Annotated in this window: 18 protein-coding genes; all 18 read left to right on the top strand. The window is 32.1% G+C overall.

All coding sequences use genetic code 11. The features are described from left to right. Genes leuD through lpdA form a run of 18 tightly spaced genes read left to right on the top strand, consistent with a single transcriptional unit; the run spans window position 1 to window position 21,426 of the window. Window positions 1-612 (top strand): 3-isopropylmalate dehydratase small subunit, encoded by a 612-nt coding sequence (gene leuD / locus ABXT63_RS06440; protein WP_415278167.1) that lies wholly within the window; start codon window positions 1-3, stop codon window positions 610-612. Next, window positions 599-1,705, top strand: a complete 1,107-nt coding sequence (gene leuB / locus ABXT63_RS06435; RefSeq protein ID WP_415320744.1) for a 3-isopropylmalate dehydrogenase — start codon at window positions 599-601, stop codon at window positions 1,703-1,705. The genes leuD and leuB overlap by 14 nt, the downstream gene beginning before the upstream one ends. 26 nt (window positions 1,706-1,731) lie before the next feature. Then, on the top strand, window positions 1,732-3,495 hold the full coding sequence (locus tag ABXT63_RS06430; RefSeq protein ID WP_415320743.1) for an acyl-CoA dehydrogenase family protein: 1,764 nt from the start codon (window positions 1,732-1,734) through the stop codon (window positions 3,493-3,495). A 1-nt stretch (window position 3,496) separates the two neighbouring features. Then, the gene (locus ABXT63_RS06425) at window positions 3,497-5,125 is read left to right on the top strand and encodes a long-chain-fatty-acid--CoA ligase (protein WP_415320742.1); all 1,629 of its coding nucleotides are present in this window, start codon (window positions 3,497-3,499) and stop codon (window positions 5,123-5,125) included. Beyond that, window positions 5,122-5,898: an alpha/beta fold hydrolase gene (locus ABXT63_RS06420; RefSeq protein WP_415320741.1), complete on the top strand. Its 777-nt coding sequence runs from the start codon at window positions 5,122-5,124 to the stop codon at window positions 5,896-5,898. The genes ABXT63_RS06425 and ABXT63_RS06420 overlap by 4 nt, the downstream gene beginning before the upstream one ends. Further along, entirely contained in the window at window positions 5,895-7,004 is a 1,110-nt protein-coding gene (locus ABXT63_RS06415) for a dimethylsulfoniopropionate demethylase (protein ID WP_415320740.1), read from the top strand. The genes ABXT63_RS06420 and ABXT63_RS06415 overlap by 4 nt, the downstream gene beginning before the upstream one ends. Before the next feature lie 20 nt (window positions 7,005-7,024). Continuing rightward, on the top strand, window positions 7,025-8,032 hold the full coding sequence (locus ABXT63_RS06410) for an aspartate-semialdehyde dehydrogenase (protein WP_415320739.1): 1,008 nt from the start codon (window positions 7,025-7,027) through the stop codon (window positions 8,030-8,032). Next, window positions 8,022-8,405: a succinate dehydrogenase, cytochrome b556 subunit gene (gene sdhC, locus ABXT63_RS06405; RefSeq protein ID WP_415308237.1), complete on the top strand. Its 384-nt coding sequence runs from the start codon at window positions 8,022-8,024 to the stop codon at window positions 8,403-8,405. Before ABXT63_RS06410 ends, sdhC begins: the two co-directional genes overlap by 11 nt. A 1-nt stretch (window position 8,406) precedes the next feature. Beyond that, on the top strand, window positions 8,407-8,733 hold the full coding sequence (gene sdhD / locus ABXT63_RS06400) for a succinate dehydrogenase, hydrophobic membrane anchor protein (RefSeq protein ID WP_415320738.1): 327 nt from the start codon (window positions 8,407-8,409) through the stop codon (window positions 8,731-8,733). Beyond that, on the top strand, window positions 8,733-10,505 hold the full coding sequence (gene sdhA, locus ABXT63_RS06395; protein ID WP_415320737.1) for a succinate dehydrogenase flavoprotein subunit: 1,773 nt from the start codon (window positions 8,733-8,735) through the stop codon (window positions 10,503-10,505). The genes sdhD and sdhA overlap by 1 nt, the downstream gene beginning before the upstream one ends. Next, complete coding sequence (locus ABXT63_RS06390; protein WP_415320736.1) at window positions 10,505-11,278, top strand: succinate dehydrogenase iron-sulfur subunit; 774 nt, start codon at window positions 10,505-10,507, stop codon at window positions 11,276-11,278. The genes sdhA and ABXT63_RS06390 overlap by 1 nt, the downstream gene beginning before the upstream one ends. Window positions 11,279-11,302: 24 nt before the next feature. Then, window positions 11,303-12,796 (top strand): CoA-acylating methylmalonate-semialdehyde dehydrogenase, encoded by a 1,494-nt coding sequence (locus ABXT63_RS06385; protein ID WP_415320735.1) that lies wholly within the window; start codon window positions 11,303-11,305, stop codon window positions 12,794-12,796. A 7-nt stretch (window positions 12,797-12,803) separates the two neighbouring features. Next, on the top strand, window positions 12,804-13,766 hold the full coding sequence (gene mdh / locus ABXT63_RS06380; RefSeq protein WP_415320734.1) for a malate dehydrogenase: 963 nt from the start codon (window positions 12,804-12,806) through the stop codon (window positions 13,764-13,766). Window positions 13,767-13,769: 3 nt separating this feature from the next. Next, window positions 13,770-14,930 carry an ADP-forming succinate--CoA ligase subunit beta gene (sucC, locus tag ABXT63_RS06375; protein WP_415320733.1) on the top strand — a complete coding sequence of 387 codons (1,161 nt, stop codon included), beginning with the start codon at window positions 13,770-13,772 and terminating at the stop codon, window positions 14,928-14,930. 1 nt (window position 14,931) lies between these two features. After that, window positions 14,932-15,807: a succinate--CoA ligase subunit alpha gene (sucD, locus tag ABXT63_RS06370; protein ID WP_415320732.1), complete on the top strand. Its 876-nt coding sequence runs from the start codon at window positions 14,932-14,934 to the stop codon at window positions 15,805-15,807. 34 nt (window positions 15,808-15,841) lie between these two features. Next, the gene (locus tag ABXT63_RS06365; RefSeq protein ID WP_415320731.1) at window positions 15,842-18,745 is read left to right on the top strand and encodes a 2-oxoglutarate dehydrogenase E1 component; all 2,904 of its coding nucleotides are present in this window, start codon (window positions 15,842-15,844) and stop codon (window positions 18,743-18,745) included. Between the two features lie 2 nt (window positions 18,746-18,747). Then, window positions 18,748-20,025, top strand: a complete 1,278-nt coding sequence (odhB, locus tag ABXT63_RS06360; protein WP_415320730.1) for a 2-oxoglutarate dehydrogenase complex dihydrolipoyllysine-residue succinyltransferase — start codon at window positions 18,748-18,750, stop codon at window positions 20,023-20,025. Then, window positions 20,026-21,426, top strand: coding sequence for a dihydrolipoyl dehydrogenase (lpdA, locus tag ABXT63_RS06355; RefSeq protein ID WP_415320729.1), 1,401 nt, complete (start codon window positions 20,026-20,028; stop codon window positions 21,424-21,426). The last annotated feature ends 21 nt before the right edge of the window (window positions 21,427-21,447 follow it).

The raw sequence follows: 21,447 nt of genomic DNA, 5'->3' as shown, positions 1-21,447 counted from the left end.
ATGCAAAAATTCAACTCACTTACAAGTATCCCAGTATATTTACCAATAGTAAATATTGATACGGATATGATTATTCCAAAACAATTTCTTAAAACAATTAAAAGAACAGGGTTAGGAAAAAACTTATTTTTTGAAATGAGGTATGATGATAATGGAAATGAAATAAAAGATTTTATTCTAAATCAAGAACCTCACAATCAATCAAAAATCTTAATTGCAGGAAAAAACTTTGGCTGCGGTTCATCAAGAGAGCATGCGCCATGGGCACTTTTAGATTTTGGAATTACATGTGTGATAAGCTCTAGTTATGCTGATATTTTTTACAGTAACTGTTTCAAAAATGGAATTTTACCAATTACTTTACCAGAAGAAAAAATAAAAGAATTATCAGAATATTCAAAAAGAAAAGAAGAAATTTCAATAGACCTAAATGAAGAAAAGATAATTTTTGGAAATAGTGAAATCAAGTTTGACATTGATCCTTTTAAGAAAAAATGTTTATTAGAAGGGCTTGATGATATTGCGCTGTCATTAGCTAAAAAAGAAAAAATCACAACCTTTGAAGAAAACTTAAAAAATAGTAAACCATGGATATTTAATGATAAAAATTAAAAAAAGAAAAATTTTACTTCTACCTGGGGATGGTATTGGACCTGAAGTTATTCAAGAAGTTAAAAAAGTTATTTTATGGTTGAATTCAAATAAATCTCTAGATTTTGAAATTGATCAAGATTTAGCTGGTGGTTGTTCTTATGATAAACATGGAACACCAATTACAGATGAAGTTTTTTACAAAGCTTTAGAAAGTGAATTTGTTATGCTGGGTGCAGTTGGTGGACCAAAATGGGATAACTTAGATTTTTCAAAAAAACCAGAAAGAGCCTTATTGAAATTAAGAAAAGAATTAAAACTATTTGCAAATTTAAGACCTGCAATTTGTTTTGAGCAATTAGTTGATGCCTCAACCCTAAAACCAGAAATTGTATCTGGATTAGACATTATGATAGTTAGAGAATTAACAGGTGGAATTTATTTTGGTGAGCCAAGAGGAATTAAGCCAATAGAAAATGGTGAAAGAAAAGGGATTAATACCCACTCATATACAACTAGTGAAATAGTTAGAGTAGCAAAAGTAGCTTTTGATCTAGCAAGAAAGAGATCAAATAAGGTTACCTCATGTGAAAAGTCGAATGTAATGGAAGCCGGACAACTTTGGAAAGAAGAAGTTCAAGAACTACACGACAAAGAATATAAAGATGTAGAATTAAGTCATATGCTTGCTGATAATTGTGCAATGCAATTATTGAAAAACCCAAAGCAATTTGATGTAATTGTTACTGACAATTTATTTGGAGACATGCTTTCCGACCAAGCCTCAATGTTAACGGGGTCTCTAGGTCTATTACCATCAGCTTCTTTAGGTGCAAAAAATAAAGATGGAGAAATGAGAGCTATGTATGAGCCTATTCATGGTTCAGCACCAGATATTGCTGGAAAAGAAATTGCAAACCCAATAGCCTCGATTTTAAGTTTTGCAATGGCTTTAAGATACTCATTGGATTTAGATAGTGAAGCTGATGCTTTAGAAAAAGCTGTGCAAGATGTCTTAAATGATGGTCTTAGAACAAAAGACATTATATCTGAGGGAAAAAAAGAAGTATCAACATCAGCTATGGGTGATGCGATAATTTCAAAATTGCAATAATTAAAAAATTATTCTAAAGTTCTGGAATGCCAAATTATACTGCACCAGTGGAAGACATGATGTTTCTTTTTGATAAATTAAGAAATAATAAAAATTATAATGATCTTGAAAAGTATAAAGAAGTTAATTCAGAATTAGTAAAAGATATTTTAGAAGAAGCAGCTAAGATTAACCAAAACTTAATATTACCATTAGCAAAATCAGGTGATGAGAACCCAACAGTTCTAGAGAATGGTGTGGTTAGAACGCCGCCTGGCTATAAAGAAGCTTATTCTAAATATATAGAAGATGGCTGGACTTCACTTTCTTGTGATCCAAAATATGGAGGACAAGGAATGCCAAAAACTGTAAGTGCTTTTTTTGACGAAATGTTATCATCTGCAAGTTTGTCATTTAAACTTTATAGTGAGTTAAGTATTGGTGCATATAATTGTATTTCTCATCATGCTACAGATGAAATAAAAGAAAAATATCTTCCAAAAATGGTTGAAGGAAAATGGAGTGGTACGATGTGCCTTACTGAACCAGTTTGTGGAACTGATTTAGGACTTTTAAAAACTAAGGCTATTGAGCAATCTGATGGAACTTTTAAATTAAGTGGGCAGAAAATTTTCATTACTTCAGGTGATCAAGACTTAACAGAGAATATTATCCATTTAGTTATTGCAAGAGTAGCTGACTCTCCAGCAGGAACAAAAGGAATAAGCTTATTTTTAGTACCCAAGTTTGTGGTAAATGAAGATGGATCTATTGGTGCAAGAAATGGAGTTTCTACAGGCTCTATAGAAAGCAAAATGGGAATTAAAGGTTCTGCCACATGTGTATTAAACTTTGATGATGCAACTGGTTATATGATTGGATTAAAGAATAAAGGATTAAATGCAATGTTTACCATGATGAATTTAGAGAGAATTGTTGTAGGAATTCAGGGCTTAGGAATTTCTGAAATAGCCTATCAAAACTCTTTAAGTTACGCGAAAGAAAGGAAACAAGGAAAAACAAATAATACAAAATCAACTAATGGAGCAGATTTTATTATTGAGCATGCTGATATTAGAAAATCTTTACTTAATATGAAATCTATTATTGAAGGTGAAAGAGCTTTATGTTTTTGGTTATCTCAACATACAGAAGTTAGTCTTTATCATCCAGACGAAAAAATAAAGCAGGAAGCGTCAGATCTTGTGTCGTTAATGACACCAGTGGTTAAAACGATGTTTAGTGATATGGGAATGGAAATAACAAGTGATGCTATGCAGGTTCATGGTGGTTATGGGTATACAAAAGACCAAGGAATAGAACAACTATATAGGGATAATAGAATCACCCCAATTTATGAAGGAACAAATTCAATTCAAGCAGCAGATTTAGTTTTTAGAAAGTTGGTAAATAAAAATGGTGATATAATTGATAAGTATTTGGAATTAATCAAAAATGATTGCAGTATTGAAAATGAAAAATTAAAACCTTTCATAAAAGAACTAAAAATACATCTAGAGATCTTATCTACCTTTACTGATTGGATTAAAGAAAAAGTTCAAAACTCAAAAGATGATGCAAGTGCAGCATGCAATGACTATTTAAAAGCATTGGGGTTTGTGTCTATAGCACATGCGTGGATAAAAGTTTTAGAGGTAAGTTTTAAAGATTATGAACAAAACAAAGACTTTTATGAGGATAAAATTCAAACAGCAAATTTTTATTTTAAAAGAGTTTTACCAAGAGCCGAAAGTCATTTTAAAACTGCCACATCGGGAAGTGATTATATAATGAATTTTAAATTCAGTTAGAATGAGTCATTACAATACAAATTTAGATAAAAATGAGGCTAATTATGTTCCTCTTTCTCCTTTAACATTTTTAGAAAGAACTAAAGATATATATCCAAATTATGAAGCCTTAGTTTATGAAAGTAGGTCTTATACCTGGGGAGAGGTTTATAAAAGATGTGTTAAGTTTGCTAGCGCACTAGATAAATTGGGGGTGAAAACTGGAGATACAGTTTCTATAATGGCTTTCAATACACCAGAAATTTTTGAAGCCCATTATTCAATACCAATGGTGGGAGCAGTCATTAATGCAATCAATACAAGACTAGACCCTAATACAGTAAGTTATATTTTACAGCATAGTGATGCAAAGGTTTTAATTGTAGATAGACAATTTCACGATGTAATTGAAAAGGCTTTAAAGAATGTTAAAAATAAAATTACAATTATTGATATTGACGACCAAGACATAGATACAAGTTCTTTTAAGAAAATAGGAGAACTTGAATATGAAAGTTTTTTAAATACAGGTGATGAAAATTACGAATGGAAAAAACCAAAAGATGAATGGGAAGCGATTTCATTAAGTTACACGTCTGGAACTACTGGAAGCCCAAAAGGAGTAGTTTATCATCACAGAGGCTCATATTTGATGTCAACAGGCAGTGCCACAGCTTGGAATATGTCTAACAAGCTAAATTTTTTATGTGTTGTACCAATGTTCCATTGTAATGGTTGGTGCTACCCTTGGACACTAACAATGTTACATGCAAGAGTAATTTGTTTAAGAAGCATCGATGTAAAAAAGATGTTTGAATTAATTGATAAATATGAAGTAACTCATTTCGGTGGAGCCCCAATAGTATTAAATATGATTGTTAATGCTCCAAAAGAAGATCAAAAAGTCCTAAAAAGAAAAGTAAATGTTTTAACCGCAGGTGCACCGCCACCAAGTATTATCTTTGAGAAAATGGAAAAACTTGGTTTTGAAGTGATGCACGTTTATGGATTAACTGAAACTTATGGTCATATGTTGCAGTGTGCATGGAATGAAGATTGGAATTCTTTAGAAAAAGATAAAAAGAATGAAATCAAAGCAAGGCAAGGTGTAAGGTACCCAAACACAGAGGGTGCTATTGTAATGGATCCAGAAACAATGAAGCCAGTGCCCAAAGATGGAAAGACTATGGGTGAAATTATGATCAGAGGAAATATCGTAATGAAGGGTTACTACAAAGATAAAGAAGCAACAGATAGGTCAATGGCAGGTGGATGGTTTCATTCAGGAGATTTAGCTGTAACCCATCCTGACGGATATATTAAAATTCAAGATAGATCTAAAGATATTATTATTTCTGGAGGAGAAAATATTTCTTCAATAGAAATTGAAAATGCAATTGCAAAACACCCTTCAGTTTCTTTAGCAGCTGTAGTTGCTAAGCCTGATGAGAAATGGGGAGAAACTCCTTGTGCTTTTGTTGAATTGATTAAAGATAAGCCAGCAACTGAAAAAGAAATAATAGATTTTTGTAGAGAAACATTGGCTGGATTCAAAATCCCTAAAAGTGTTATTTTTTGTGATTTACCAAAAACTTCAACAGGAAAAATTCAAAAATTTGAACTAAGAAAAAAAGTTAAGGAATTAAGTTGATCTTTCAGGTAGACAATAAGAATGTCTTTGTATCGGATTCAGGCCAAGGTATTGATAAAAAAAAAGTCACAATAGTTTTACTTCATGGAAGTGGTCTTTCACATATTGTTTGGTCTTTAACAGAGCAGTATTTATCAAATCAAAATTATAATGTTTTAGCAATTGATTTACCTGGTCATGGAAATTCTGAGGGTGATTGTTTAAAATCGATAGAAGAAATTTCAGATTGGTTAGAAAAAGTTTTTAAAGAACTTAATGTTTCTGAATTAACAATAATAGGTCATTCCCAAGGGTGTTTGGAAGCATTGGAATATTATTCAAGATATTCAAAAAGAGTTAAAAATTTAATATTTGTTGGTGGTTCTTATAGAATGCCCGTTAATCAAGATTTAATAGATCTTGCTGAGAGTGGAGATGATAAAGCAGTTAAATTAATGATGAAATGGAGCTATGAAAACTCTAAAAAGTTTATTGGAGGTAATCCTGTAGAAAAAATTATTAATTCTCCAAGAGATATTAGGGAGGTTTTAGCCATTGATCTTATAGCTTGTAATAATTATAAAAACGGATCTGAGGCTTTAAAATCAATCAAGTGTCCCACATTATTTATTTTTGGTGAACTAGATAAGATGGTTAACCTTGAAAAAGGCAAGAAATTTGCTGAACTTATTCCTAATTCAAAAACTTATATAATAAAAGAATGTGGACATATGATTATGTTTGAAAAAGCTTTTGAAATGAGAGAAAAGATCTCTGAATTTTTAAAAAAATGAAAAACTTTTCAATAGCAAAATCTAGAAGATTAAGAAGTACTCCTTATACCTCAAGAATAGAGAAACAAGGGGTTACAGCATACACAATTTATAATCATATGCTGTTACCTGCTGCATTTGGATCAATAGAGGATAGCTACAAACATTTAAAAGAGCACGTTCAAGTATGGGATGTTGCTGCAGAAAGACAAGTAGAAATATCAGGAAAAGACTCTGCAGAATTAGTACAATTGATGACATGTAGAGATTTATCAAAATCTAAAATTGGGAGATGTTATTATTGTCCAATAATAGATGAAAATGGAAATTTAGTTAATGATCCAGTTGTTCTAAAGCTGGATGAAAATAGATGGTGGCTATCAATAGCAGACTCGGATGTAATCTTTTTTGCCAAAGGTTTAGCATCTGGACATAAATTTGATGTTAAAATTAAAGAACCAGTGGTGGATATAATGGCAATACAGGGTCCGAAATCATTTGCATTAATGGAAAAAGTTTTTGGAAAAAAAATTACTGAACTAAAATTTTTTGGATTTGATTATTTTGATTTTGAAGGAACAAAGCATCTTATAGCAAGGTCAGGATGGTCTAAGCAAGGTGGATATGAAGTTTATGTTCAAAATACAGAGTCAGGACAAAAATTATATGACTATCTTTTTGAAGTTGGAAAAGAATTTAATGTAGGACCTGGGTGTCCAAACTTAATAGAGAGAATTGAGAGTGCGTTACTATCTTATGGAAATGATTTTGATAACAGTGATAATCCATTTGAATGTGGTTTTGATCAATATGTTAGTTTGGATAGTGATATAAATTTTTTAGGAAAAGATAAATTAAAAGAAGTTAAATCAAAAGGAGCCCAAAAGAAGTTAATGGGTATTAAAATTGATATAAAAGAAATTAGTCTCACAGGATCAAAAAATTTATATGATGAGAAAAATAATATAATTGGTGAATTAAGATCAGCTTGTTATTCGCCTCATTTTCAAATGGTTATTGGAATAGCAATGATCCAGAGGTCCTACTGGGAAGTATCTCAAACCTTTAAAATTCAAATAAATGACAACACTTTTCCTGGAAAAGTTTGCGATTTACCCTTCATCTAGTATAAAAGCCTAATAACATCATGAATATAGCAATTGTAGGAGCCACAGGTAATGTTGGAAGAAAAATTCTCGAAGTTTTAGAGAGAAAAAAACTTCCTATAAAAGAACTATTTTTAGTTGCTTCACCAAGAAGTGCTGGTCAAAAAATAAATTTTAGTGGCAAAGAACATGAGGTTTTTAACCTTGAAACATTTGATTTTTCAAAAATTAAAATTACTTTCTTTGCAGCAGGTGGAAAAATTTCAGAACAATATGCTTTAAAAGCAGCAAAGCACTCCATAGTTATAGATAATTCTAGTTTTTTTAGAATGGATCCTGATGTGCCATTAATTGTTCCACAGGTAAATCCAGAAGCAATTAAGAATATGAAAAAAAATATAATTGCTAACCCTAATTGCTCAACAGCTCAGTTAGTAATTGCTCTTAAACCGTTACATGACTTATTCAATATTGTACGAATAGTTGTTTCGACATATCAGTCTGTTTCAGGTGGTGGCAAAGTCCCTATGGATGAATTAATAGAACAAACTAAATCATCCCTAGAAAATAAACAAATTAAACCTAGAAATTTTACTAAACAAATTGCTTTTAATGTGATTCCTCACATCGATGTTTTTGCAGATGATGGTTACACTAAAGAAGAATTAAAAATGACCAATGAAACTAAAAAAATTCTTGGTGACAAAATAGAATTAACAGCAACATGTGTAAGAGTTCCAGTTATAGTTTCTCATGCGGAGTCAGTAAATATTCAATTTGAAAAATCATTTTCTTTAGAAAAAGTTAGAGACACTCTTAGTAAAGCAGAGGGCTGTAAAGTTTATGATAAAAGAGAAGATGGAGGATATAGCACTCCAATTGAAGCAGAAGGTAGAGACGAAACTTATATTTCAAGAATAAGAGAAGATAAAACCAACAAGAATTCATTAAACCTATGGATTGTTTCTGATAATTTACTTAGAGGAGCGGCATTGAATGCTGTTGAAATTGCAGAAACTTTAATTAAAAATAATCTTAATGGAAAATAATAATCCTTTATCACCACATATTCAGATCTACAGATGGCACATATCTTCTTTAGTATCTATTTCACATAGAATTACAGGAATAATAAATATAGCTGCCATAACAATAATTTGTTTTTGGATTGCATCCTTACTACTAGGTGAAAATAGTTATGAGTTTACTAAGGTATTTTTAAATTCTATTTTAGGAAAATTCGTAATTTTAGGTTTAACATGGTCATTTAGTTTCCAGATATTAAGTGAAATAAGACATTTAATTATGGACCTAGGATATGGGTTTGAATTAAAAATATCAAAGATAACAGGATTAATCGTGATCATTGGTTCATTTTTTTTAACAATTTTAATTTATTTAATTGGAAAGCAATTTATTTAGCATGAATAACGTGACTAAAAAATGGCTATTGATGAGAGTAAGCTCTGTGGTGTTGATACCATTGATGACATGGTTTATTTTAAATTTAGTTTCAGTTTTCAATAAAGATTATGTTGATATTGTTAATTTTTTTTCAAATCAGCCATCTAAAATTTTAGTTTCTTTGTTGTTAGTTTTTGCCTATTTTTTTTCAGCTTTAAGTATTAGTGAGGTATTTGAAGACTATATACATGATGAAAAAATCAAAAATGTCGCAAACAAAGTACTCAATATTTTTGCTATAGTAGTTCCATTGATCACAATAATTGTAATATTTAATTTAAACTAATGAGCTTATATAAAATAATAGACCATGAATATGATGTTATCGTACTTGGTGCGGGAGGCTCAGGCTTAAGAGCTGCTGTTGGTTTAAGTGAAGCTGGTTTAAAGACAGCATGTATTTCAAAAGTATTTCCAACAAGAAGTCATACCTCTGCTGCTCAAGGAGGAATTTCTGCATCTTTAGGGAATATGGGGGAAGATGATTGGCGTTGGCATATGTATGATACTGTCAAAGGGGCTGACTGGTTAGGTGACCAAGATAGTATCGAGTATCTTTGTAAGGAAGCTCCAGCAGCTGTTATAGAATTAGAAAAATATGGAGTTCCATTTAGCAGAACTGATGATGGTAAAATTTACCAAAGACCTTTTGGTGGAATGACAAAAAATTATGGTAATGGAATTGTTCAAAGAACATGCGCAGCCGCAGATAGAACTGGACATGCAATACTTCATACCCTTTATGGACAGGCTTTAAAACATAACACTGAATTTTTTATTGAATACTTCGCTCTAGATTTATTAATGAAAGATGGTGAATGCAAAGGTCTTATTGCTTGGAATTTAAATGATGGAACAATTCACAGATTTAGAGCTCATAGTACAATAATTGCAACAGGTGGTTATGGAAAAGCTTATTATTCTGCAACTTCAGCACACACTTGTACTGGAGATGGAAATGCAATGGTTTTAAGAGCAGGTTTACCATTACAAGATATGGAATTTGTACAATTTCACCCAACAGGAATTTATGGACATGGAACTTTAATTTCTGAAGGTGTTAGAGGAGAAGGTGGCTATTTAGTTAATTCAAAAGGTGAAAGATTTATGGAGCGTTATGCACCAAAAGCTAAAGACTTAGCATCTAGAGATGTAGTAAGTAGATCAATGTCAATTGAGATTAATGAAGGAAGAGGTGTGGGTAAAGAACATGATCATGTTCACTTACACTTAAGTCATTTAGACAAAAGTATTATTGAAAGTAGACTTCCAGGAATAACGGAAGCAGCAAGATTATTTGCAAATGTTGATGTAACTAAAGAGCCAATACCAGTAGTGCCCACTGTTCATTACAATATGGGAGGTATCCCAACAAACTATAAAGCTGAAGTATTAACAGGCAATGATTCTGAAACAGTTCCAGGATTAATGGCAATTGGTGAGGCTGCCTGCGTTTCTGTTCATGGAGCGAATAGATTGGGGTCTAATTCTTTAATTGACCTAGTTGTATTTGGAAGAGCCGCAGCTAGAAGAGCTGCAGAACTTGTAAAACCAGGAACTCCACACGAGGATATAGGAGAGACTGAAACAGAAAAATGCTTAGAAAGATTTGATAAATTAAGAAACTCTAATGGTGAAAACAGTACTGCAGAACTTAGACTTTCAATGCAAAAAACTATGCAATCAAAATGTGCTGTTTTTAGAACAGAAAAAACACTTAAAGAGGGTGTTGATGATATTAGAAAAGCATACGATGGAATGGAATCAATTTCTGTAAAAGATAAGTCACTTGTTTTTAACACCGATTTAGTGGAAACATTGGAGTTTGATAATTTGATAAGACAAGCAATTACAACAGTGGATTCTGCTTATAATAGACAAGAGAGCAGAGGTGCACATGCAAGAGAAGATTTCCCAAAAAGAGACGATGAAAAATTTATGCAACACACTATTGCTTGGTGCAATGGAAAAGATTCAAAAATTGGTTATAGACCAGTTACTAAATCAACTTTAACAAATGAAGTTCAATATTTTCCACCACAAGAAAGAGTGTACTAGTGGTTCAAATAAATTTACCTAAAAATTCAGAGGTTCAAAAAGGTAACTATTATCAAGATAAAACTGGATCAAAAAATACCAGAAAAGTAAATGTTTATAGATGGGATCCCTCAAATGGAGAAAACCCAAGAGTGGATACTTATGAAGTTGATATGGATAACTGCCCTTCAAAAGTATTGGATATTTTAAATAAGATTAAAAATGAAATTGATCCATCATTGGCTTATCGTAGATCTTGTGCACATGGTGTTTGTGGATCTTGTGCAATGAATATGGATGGGAAAAATGGTTTAGCATGCACAAAACCTCATTCAGAAATTGAAGGAGATATAAATATTTATCCACTACCTCACCTAAAAGTAAAAAAAGATTTAATTGGTGACTTAAGTGGATTGTACAAACAATATGAATCAATTGAGCCTTGGTTGAAAACAAATACAAAAGTTGAAACTACAGAAATTATTCAATCTCAAAAAGATAGAAAAAAATTAGATGGTGCATACGAATGTATCATGTGTGCATGTTGCTCTACTTCTTGTCCAAGCTATTGGTGGAATGAGGATAAATTTTTAGGTCCTGCAGTTTTGCTTCAAGCTTATAGGTGGATAGTAGATAGTAGAGATGATGAAAGAAAAGAGAGATTAAAAAAAGTAGCTGATGAACTTAAGTTGTATAGATGCCATACTATAATGAATTGCACCAATGCTTGTCCTAAGGGATTAAATCCAGCAAAAGCTATAGCTGAATTAAAAAAAATGCTTGCAACAAGCTAATTACCCCTTTAAATAACACCATTCATGAATTTATTAGAACATTTTGTTGGTGGAAAGCTAATTTCAGGCTCATCTGACAGAAAAAGCAAAATTTTTAACCCCGCAACAGGCGAACAAGAGTCAGAGGTAAGATTGGCTAATAAAGCAGATCTCAACCAGGCTGTAGAAGTTGCACAAAAAGCTTTTGAAACTTGGTCACAGAAACCTCCTCTTCAAAGAGCAAGAGTGATGTTCAAATTTAAAGAGTTAATAGAAAAAAATACTGATGAACTTACAAAATTAATAGTTTCAGAACATGGTAAAGTTTATGAAGATGCCAAAGGTTCTTTAACAAGAGGACTAGAAGTAGTTGAGTTTGCATGTGGAATTCCACATTTACTTAAAGGAGAATTTTCAGAGAATGTAGGAACAAATGTTGATAGTTGGTCTATGCGTCAGCCTCTTGGAGTTGTTGCTGGTATTACACCTTTTAATTTTCCAGCAATGGTACCTATGTGGATGTTCCCTTTAGCTATTGCATGTGGAAATACATTTATTTTAAAACCATCAGAAAAAGACCCATCTTGTCCACTAAGATTAGCAGAATTGCTAACAGAAGCAGGACTACCAGATGGTGTTTTTAATGTTGTTAATGGAGATAAAGAGTCTGTAGATGCAATTTTAACAAACAAAGATGTCAAAGCGGTAAGCTTTGTAGGCTCAACACCAATTGCAAAATATATTTATGAAAATTCTGCAAAAAATGAAAAAAGAGTTCAAGCTTTAGGTGGTGCAAAAAATCATTTAGTAGTAATGCCTGATTGTGACCTTGATGGTGCAGTAAATGGATTAATGGGTGCTGCATACGGTTCAGCAGGTGAAAGATGTATGGCGCAATCAGTAGCAGTAGCTGTAGGCGATATAGGTGATGAGTTAGTTGCCCGTTTATCAAAAAAAGCTGAAGCATTAAAGGTAGGACCTGGTATGGATAAAACATCTGAGATGGGTCCACTAATTACAAAAGAACATTTAGAAAAAGTAAAAAGTTATGTTGATCTTGGAGTTGAAGAAGGTGCCAAATTAGTTGTTGATGGAAGAAATATAAAACTTCAAGGATATGAAAATGGTTTCTTCATAGGTGGTTGTTTATTTGATCATGTTAAAAAGGATATGAGAATTTATAAAGAAGAAATATTTGGACCTGTTTTATCAGTCATAAGAGTTAAAACTTTTGAAGAAGCAACAAAACTAATTAATGATCATGAGTATGGTAATGGAGTAAGCATTTACACAAGAGATGGTGATGCTGGAAGAACGTTTGCTAGTAAAATTCAAGTTGGTATGGTCGGAATTAATGTTCCAATACCTGTACCAATGGCATTCCATAGTTTTGGTGGATGGAAAAGATCATTATTTGGAGATAGTGCAATGCACGGAGCTGAAGGAATTAAATTTTATACAAAGCTTAAAACAGTAACATCAAGATGGCCTTCTGGAATACGATCTAATGCAGAATTTGTCATGCCAACAATGAAATAAGGAAAAAATGAAAAAAATATCTTTAATAGGAGCAGGTCAAATTGGGGGCACTCTTGCTCACTTAATAGGAACCAAAGAAGTTGCTGATGAGGTGGTACTTTTTGATGTTGCAAGTGGCATAGCTAAAGGAAAAGCTCTAGACATAGCTCAATCTTCCTCCGTTGATGGTTTTAATGTGAAATTTTCAGGTACAGACAATTATGAAGATATAAAAGATTCAGATGTAATAATAATCACTGCAGGAGTTCCAAGAAAACCAGGAATGAGCAGAGATGATTTATTAGGTATTAATCTAAAAATTATTAAACAAGTAGCAGATGGCATAAAAAAAAATGCACCCAATGCATTTGTTATATGTATCACCAATCCGTTAGACGTTATGGTGATGGCCTTTCAAAAATTTTCAGGGTTACCAGCAAATAAAGTAGTTGGAATGGCAGGAATTTTGGACAGCTCAAGATTTAAATTATTTTTATCTCTAGAGTTAAATGTTCCTGTAAAAGAAATTGAAGCAATGGTTATGGGAGGTCATGGAGACACAATGGTTCCTCTACCAAGATTCACAAAAGTTTCAGGTAAACCATTACTAGACTTAGTTAAAGAAGGAAAAATATCTCCAGAACGATTAGAAGAAATTAATCAAAGAACTAGAGATGGAGGAGCTGAGATTGTTAAATATTTAGAAAAAGGTTCTGCATTTTATGCACCAGCAGCTTCGGGAGTGCAAATGGCAGAAGCATATTTAAAAGATGAAAAAAAATTACTTCCATGTGCAGTTCATTTAAATGGAGAATATGGAGTTAGTGATGTTTATGCAGGTGTACCAGTAATAATTGGTAAAGCTGGTGTTGAAAAAATAGAGCAAATTGACTTGGACGAAAAAGAAAAAAAAGAATTTATGCACTCGATAGATGCTGTGAAAGCATTATGGGAAGCTGCATCAAAAATAGACCCAGATCTATCTAAATAAATCATGAACATTCATGAACACCAAGCAAAAAAAATCCTAAAAGAATATGGGGCAGTTGTGCCTGAAGGTGTTTTTAGTTTCACAGTTGATGAGTTGCTTGAAAAAGCAAAATCATTAAAAACAGAAAAGTTTGTATTGAAAGCACAAATCCATGCTGGTGGAAGAGGTAAAGCAGGAGGAGTAAAAATTTTAGACACTATTGAAGAGCTAGGTGTTGCAGCAAAAGAATTATTAGGAAAAACACTTGTAACACACCAAACTGGCCATGAAGGAAGAGAGGTAAAAAGATTATATGTGGAAGTATCTTCCAATATAGATAAAGAATTTTATTTATCCTGTTTAATTGATAGAGCTAGCTCAAAAATTGTATTTATTTCCAGCGATCAAGGTGGAATGGATATTGAAGAGGTTGCAGATAAAACACCTGAAAAAATTATAACAACAAAAGTAGATATTGTTAATGAAATCTCAGATGCTGATTGTGAGAAGATAATTAAAATTTATAGCCTAACCGATGATGCTAAAAAACAAGCAATAGCACTAATTAAATCAGTATATAGTATGTTTTTAGGTACAGATGCTAATATGGTTGAGGTTAACCCACTAATATTAACTAAAGAAAAGAATATAGTCTGCTTAGACGCAAAGGTTAATTTTGATTCTAACGCACTATTTAGACATCCTGAAATTATAGAGTTGAGAGATTTAAATGAAGAAGATCCAGCTGAAATAGAAGCAAGCAAACATGATCTTGCTTACATAAAGTTAGATGGAAGTATTGGTTGCATGGTTAATGGAGCAGGCTTAGCAATGGCAACAATGGACATAATTAAATTATATGGAGAAGAGCCAGCAAATTTTTTAGATGTTGGTGGTGGAGCTTCAAAAGAAAAAGTTTCTGCTGCACTAAAGATAATTCTATCAGATAAAAATGTTAAAGGCATACTAATAAATATTTTTGGTGGAATAATGAGATGCGATGTCCTTGCCCAAGGAGTTGTTGATGCTGCCAAGGAAATAAATATAAGCGTTCCATTGGTAGTTAGACTTGCGGGTACAAACTTTAAAGAAGGAAAAGAAATTTTAGATAACTCGGGACTAAAATTAATTTCAGCAGAAAATTTAGATGATGCTGCACAAAAAATAGTAAAGGCAATAAAATAGAATGTCAGTTTTAATTAATAAAAACACCAAAGTTATATGCCAAGGTTTTACAGGTGCACATGGTACTTTTCATTCTGAACAAGCATTAAAATATGGAACTAATCTTGTAGGTGGTGTTACTCCAAAAAAAGGAGGACAAAAACATCTTGAACGTCCAGTATTTAATACTGTGGTTGAAGCAAAAAAAGAAGTTGGTGCTGATGCAACTATGATTTATGTGCCAGCAAAATTTGCAGCAGTAGCTATAATAGAAGCTATTGATGCATCTATTGAGCTTATAGTTTGTATTACTGAAGGTATACCAATTCAAGATATGCTTCGTGTTAAACAAAAACTAAATACTTCAAAAAGCAGATTGATAGGACCTAACTGTCCAGGAATAATTACTCCTGATGAATGTAAAATTGGGATTATGCCTGGAAATATACACAAGAAAGGTTCTGTGGGAATTGTTTCAAGATCTGGAACTTTAACTTATGAAGCGGTTGCGCAAACAACTGAAAATGGATTAGGACAATCTACTTGTATAGGAATTGGTGGAGATCCAATAAATGGAACGAACTTTATTGATTGTTTAGACTTATTTTTAAATGATGATGAGACAGAATCTATTCTTATGATAGGTGAAATTGGTGGTTCAGCAGAAGAAGAAGCAGCTGAATTTGTTAAAAACCATAAAATAAAAAAACCTATGGTTGGATTTGTTGCTGGAATAACAGCACCTCCTGGAAGAACTATGGGGCATGCAGGAGCTATTATTTCAGGTGGTAAGGGTGGAGCAGAAGATAAGATTAAAAAAATGGAAGAATGTGGAATTACAATTGCAAAATCACCATCTGAACTAGGCAAAACATTATTTAATAAATTATCTAATTGAAAATTATTTATCTGATATTATATCAATAGAATAGATGTCATCATCAAAAAATCTCGAATTCGAAAAAACTTCATTTCTTAGTAAATCTAACAGTGCATTTATAGAACAAATGTATTTAAAATTTATCAATAAAGACAAAGATCTTCCTGAAAGCTGGCAAAGTTATTTTGAGGGTATGAGTGAAGATTTAAGTATGATTGCCAAGGAAATTAATGGTCCATCATGGGGTGTAAAAAAAAAAATTGATATTGATGAAATTGAAAAAAAGATCAAAGAAAGTGAAAAAAAATTTTCTAATGGAAGTGATGATACAAAAGTTAATTCAAAAGATTTAATCAAAAGTAATCTTAACTCAATTAGAGCCGTTGCTTTAATTAGAGCATATAGGCAAAGAGGACATTTATTAGCAAAGCTTGACCCACTGGGAATGATGAAGACAGAGTATTTAGATGAATTACATCCTGAATATTATGGGTTCAAAAAAGAAAATTATAATGAGAAAATTTATTTAGATGGTGTAATAAATAAAGAGCACTCCACCGTAAAAGAAATATTAAGTTTTTTAAACAAAACTTATTGTGGGCCAATTGGTTATGAATATATGCATATATCAAACCCAACTGAAAGAAAATGGCTTAGAGATAGAATTGAACAGGATGAGAACTCTCTTCAATTTACAAAGAATGGTAAAGAAGCTATTTTGAATAAACTTATTCAAGCTGAAGGATTTGAAAAATTTTTACATACAAAATATGTTGGTACAAAAAGATTTGGACTAGATGGAGGAGAAAGCTTAATCCCTGCTTTAGAACAAATTATTAAAATTGCTGGTCAATCAGAAGCTAAAGAGGTTAAAATTGGAATGTCTCACAGAGGTAGGCTCAATGTGCTAGCAAACGTTTTACAAAAATCATACAAAAGAATATTCAATGAATTTGCGGGAGATGTTCAAACAACAGGAGAAGAAGGAGCGGGAGACGTAAAATATCATTTAGGAGCATCATCGGATAGAAAATTTGATGGAAATTCTATACATGTTGGTCTTACAGATAACCCCTCACACTTAGAAGCAGTTAATCCTGTTGTATTAGGACAGACTAGAGGAAAACAATTTTTTCATGAAGATAAAGAAAGAAATAAAGTTTTGCCTATTTTAATACATGGTGATGCGGCATTTGCTGGACAAGGTGTTGTGGCTGAATGTTTTGCAATGTCTGGTTTGCCAGGCCATAATACAGGTGGAACAATTCATTTTATTGTTAATAATCAAATAGGTTTTACTACAAGCCCAAGGTTTGCAAGATCATCACCATACCCATCGGATGTTGCAAAAATGGTAGATGCCCCAATACTTCATGTAAACGGTGATGACCCAGAAGCAGTTGTTTATGCTACAAGAATTGCAACAGAATTTAGACTAAAATTTAACAGAGATGTTGTGGTTGATATAATCTGTTATAGAAGGTTTGGTCATAATGAAGGAGATGAACCTTCATTTACTCAACCATTAATGTATAAAAAAATTAGATCACACCCTACACCAGTAGAAGTATATGGAAGCAAATTAGTAAATGAAAATACACTTTCAGAGGATGAACTTAAAAGGTTTAAAAATGAGTTTAAAAGCTTACTAGATGATCAATACAAAAATGCAAAAGATTATAAGCCAAAAATTGAATGGTATGAGGGAAGTTGGTCAAGATATAAACCAGAAAAAGGAAAGGATAAAAGAGGTGTAAGTGGTTTTGATCAGAAAAAACTTTTAGAAATTTCAGAAAAAATTAATTCAACACCAGAGGAATTAAATTTACACAAAACTATAATTAAAATTTTAAATACTAGAAGAGCATCAGTATCAGATGGAAAAGGTATAGATTGGTCAACAGCTGAAGCTTTGGCGTTTGGCTCATTATTAGAAGAAGGTTATCCAGTGAGATTAGTTGGACAAGATTCAGGAAGGGGAACTTTTAGTCAAAGACACTCAGTTCTAAGAAATCAAGAAGATAACTCCAGATATGTTCCACTAAATAATATTTCAAAAGTTCAAAAACGATATGAAATAGTAGATAGTTTTTTATCAGAATTAGCAGTTTTAGGTTTTGAATATGGTTATAGTTTAGTTCAGCCAAACACCCTAACAATGTGGGAGGCACAATTTGGTGATTTTGCAAATGGCGCACAAGTAGTAATAGATCAATTTATAGCATCAGGAGAGAGAAAATGGACAAGGGCATCTGGGCTAGTAATGCTTTTGCCTCATGGTTATGAAGGCCAAGGACCAGAACACTCTTCAGCAAGACTAGAAAGGTTTTTACAACTATGTGCTAATGATAATATGCAGGTAGTAAATTGTACAACACCAGCAAACTACTTTCATGCTTTAAGACGTCAAATGCATAGAGAATTTAGAAAGCCATTAATAATAATGACTCCAAAATCTTTATTAAGAAACAAGCATTGTGTTTCAAATATAGAAGATTTTGATAAAGATACATTTTTCCACAGAATTTTATGGGATCATGCACTAGATGAAGAAAATGGATTTATAAAATTAAAAGAAAGCTCAAAAATTAAAAAAGTAATTTTATGTTCGGGAAAGGTTTATTTTGACCTGTTAGATGCTAGAGAGAAATTGAAAAAAGATGATGTAGTGTTGTACAGAGTTGAACAACTTTATCCTTTTCCAGTTAAAAGTTTAGTTAAAGAAATCAAAAAGTATGCAAAAAATGCTAAATTTTATTGGTGCCAGGAAGAACCAAAAAATATGGGAGCATGGTTTTCTGTAAGAGATTATATAGAATGGACATTAGAAACTATTAACGCTAATAATAAGGAAATTTCTTATATAGGAAGAAGTCCAGACGCATCTCCTGCAACAGGGTTTGCAAAAAGACATATTTCACAACAGCAAGAAATTATTAACAAGGTTTTTGAATAAAAATGAGTGAAAAAATTTTAGTACCGGTCTTGGGTGAGAGCATAACAGAAGCGACTGTTGCAAAATGGCTTAAGAAAAAGGGTGATGCAGTTGCAGCTGATGAGGCAATTGTAGAACTAGAAACAGATAAAGTTAATTTAGAAGTTCCATCTCCCATAGATGGAGTTTTATCTGAAATAAATTCAAAAGATGGAGAGACAGTTGAAGTTGGAGCCTTACTTGGTTCAATAAGTCAAAATGGAACTCAACCATCTGAAAAAAAAATAATTACAAAAATTGAACCTAAAAAAACTGAAAATAATGTAGTTAATTTAGAAATTAAAAAAGAAGTTCCTAAAGTTTTTAAAGAACCTGAAGAGGAAGAACCTTTAATATTAACTAATGAGGTTAAAGAAGAGAAAACTGATTCTTCAAAAAAAAATAATGAAATACTTTCACCAGCCGTAAGAAAAATGGTAGTTGAAAATAAAATTGATTTAAAAAAAGTTAGTGGCTCTGGTAAAGAGGGTAGAATTCTTAAAGGTGACTTAATTAGTATGATGGGAGAGAACCCACAGCCATCAGAAAGAAAAATTAAATATGGTCAAGAAGAGAGAATTAAAATGTCTAGGCTTAGACAGACAATTGCAAAAAGATTAAAACAAGCACAAGAAAATGCAGCATTATTAACAACCTTTAATGAAGTTGATATGACTGGCATAATGGAAATGAGAAAAGAGAACCAGGAAGATTTCCAAAGTAGGTATGGAATTAAATTAGGGTTTATGTCATTTTTTGTAAAAGCATGTGTTGCTGGACTAAAAATGTACCCATCAGTTAATGCTGAAATAGATGGAGATGAAATTATTTACAAAAATTATTATAATATGAGTTTTGCAGTAGGAACTGAAAAGGGATTAGTAGTACCGGTATTAAGAGATGCTGATCAATTATCATTCGCTGATATTGAAAAAAATATTAAAGCTATTTCAGAAAAAGCAAGAAATGGAAAAATAACTATAGAAGATCTTCAAGGTGGAACCTTTACAATTAGTAATGGTGGAGTTTATGGTTCAATGTTATCTACTCCAATATTAAATTTACCTCAATCTGGTGTGTTAGGTATGCATAATATAGTCGAAAGACCAATAGTAGTTGATGGTGAGATTAAAATTAGACCTATTATGTATCTAGCCTTATCTTATGATCACAGAATTATAGATGGAAAAGAGTCAGTATCATTCTTAAAAATGGTTAAAGAAAACTTAGAGGATCCAAGAAGATTGTTTTTAAATATTTAAATGTCAGATAAATTTCAAGCAGTTGTAATAGGTGGTGGTCCGGGAGGTTATGTCTGCGCAATAAGATTGGCACAATTGGGACTTAAAACAGCATGTATAGAATCAAGAGGTTCATTAGGCGGAACTTGTTTAAATGTTGGGTGCATACCTTCTAAAAATTTATTAAATATTTCTGAAAATTATCATAAGGCACAAAATTTTTCTAAACTTGGCATAGAAGTGGGTGAGGTAAAACTTAATCTTCAAAAAATGATGCAAAATAAGGATAAAGCAGTAACAATATTAACTAAAGGTGTAGAATTTTTATTTAAGAAAAATAAAGTCACTTATTTTAAGGGCACTGGAAGCTTTAAATCTGCAAATAAAATCTCAATATTAGATGATCAAAAAAAAGAAACTATAATTGAGGCAGATAAAACGGTAATTAGCACAGGATCTGTACCAGTAGAATTGCCAGGAATGAAATTTGATGAAAAAATAATTGTATCTTCAACAGGTGCATTAACTCTGCAATCGGTTCCAAAAAAAATGGTTGTAGTTGGTGGAGGTTATATAGGATTAGAGATGGGATCTGTTTGGTCTAGATTAGGTACTGAAGTTCATGTGGTAGAATTTCTTGACCATATTACGCCAGGAATGGATAGAGAAATATCGTCAGAATTTATGAAAATTTTAAAGAAACAAGGAATTAACTTCCACATGCAAACTAAAGTAGAGGGAATTACTAAAAACACCCATGGAGCTAGTGTTTCAACATCTGACAAAGATGGAAAAAAAATAAATTTTGACTGTGATGTTGTTCTTATATCTGTTGGCAGAAAACCTAACACTAATAATTTAAATTTAGAAGCAATTGGTGTTGAATTGGATGAAAAGAAAAGAATTATAACAAATAAAAGCTTTCAAACAAATGTAAGTAATGTTTATGCAATTGGCGATGTAATAGATGGACCAATGTTAGCGCACAAAGCCGAAGATGAAGGTATTGCAGTTGCAGAAAATATCGCAGGACAATCAGGACATGTTAATTATGATATTATTCCTGGAGTTGTTTACACAACACCAGAAGTTGCTTCAATTGGAAAAACAGAAGAGCAATTAAAAGAAGCAAATATAAAATACAAAATTGGTAAATTTTCATTTATGGCAAATTCAAGAGCCAAAGCAATTGATGAAGCAGAAGGTTTTGTTAAAATTCTAGCTGATGAAAAAACAGACAGAGTTTTAGGAGCACATATTATTGGACCTCATGCAGGTGAATTAATTGGAGAAATCGGAGTTGCAATGGAGTTTGGTGCTAGCGCTGAAGATATTGCAAGAACATGTCATGCACACCCAACATTTTCTGAAGCAGTAAAAGAAGCAGCGTTATCAGTAGATAAAAGAGCAATACACTCTTAAAGTATTTTCATATTATAAAGA

This window comes from Candidatus Pelagibacter sp. Uisw_092, assembly GCF_047729545.1.
GTDB lineage: Bacteria > Pseudomonadota > Alphaproteobacteria > Pelagibacterales > Pelagibacteraceae > Pelagibacter.
The sequence above is the reverse complement of the archived record's forward strand: the minus strand, read 5'-3'. Positions and strand labels throughout refer to the sequence as shown.